Origin of the sequence: Salinicoccus jeotgali (assembly GCF_039538805.1) — a bacterium.
GTDB classification, from domain to species: Bacteria; Bacillota; Bacilli; order Staphylococcales; family Salinicoccaceae; genus Salinicoccus; species Salinicoccus jeotgali.
Map to the genome: position 1 here is coordinate 1 of NZ_BAABCK010000005.1, position 981 is coordinate 981.

General features: G+C 51.0%; 1 rRNA gene. It reads right to left on the bottom strand.

Features of this window, described 5'->3' with window-relative positions:
• Positions 1–981 (bottom strand): 23S ribosomal RNA (locus ABD734_RS00935); the annotation flags it as partial.

Genomic DNA, 981 nt, shown 5'->3' on the forward strand with positions numbered 1-981 from the left:
TGCAATCGGAACGCTCTCCTACCATCAATATAATTGATCCACAGTTTCGGTAATATGTTTAGCCCCGGTACATTTTCGGCGCAGCGTCACTTGACTAGTGAGCTATTACGCACTCTTTAAATGATGGCTGCTTCTAAGCCAACATGCTAGTTGTCTGTGCAACGCCACATCCTTTTCCACTCAACATATATTTTGGGACCTTAACTGGTGGTCTGGGCTGTTTCCCTCTCGACAACGGACCTTATCACCCGCTGTCTGACTCCCGTGCATCACATAGGTGGCATTCGGAGTTTGTCTGAATTCGGTAACCCGGGATGGGCCCCTCGTCCAAACAGTGCTCTACCTCCACGATGCTAACACGAGGCTATACCTAAATATATTTCGGAGAGAACCAGCTATCTCCAGGTTCGATTGGAATTTCTCCGCTACCCACACCTCATCCGGTCACTTTTCAACGTAAGTCGGTTCGGCCCTCCATCCAGTGTTACCTGGACTTCAGCCTGGACATGGGTAGATCACCTGGTTTCGGGTCTGCAACCCCATACTAGACGCCCTATTCAGACTCGCTTTCGCTACGGCTCCACATTCGCTGCTTAACCTCGCATGCAATCACAACTCGCCGGTTCATTCTACAAAAGGCACGCCATCACCCATTAACGGGCTCTGACTACTTGTAAGCACACGGTTTCAGGTTCTATTTCACTCCCCTTCCGGGGTGCTTTTCACCTTTCCCTCACGGTACTGGTTCACTATCGGTCACCAAGAAGTATTTAGCCTTGGGAGATGGTCCTCCCGGTTTCCGACGGAATTTCTCGTGTTCCGCCGTACTCAGGATACACCGCCACACATCAAAGCTTCGCATACGGGACTGTTACCCCCTATGGTGCGACTTTCCAGTCGCTTCTGCTCGCTTCAATCTGCTTTTTCGGTGTCCTACAACCCCAGTCAAAGACTGGTTTGGGCTCTTCCCGTTTCGCTCGC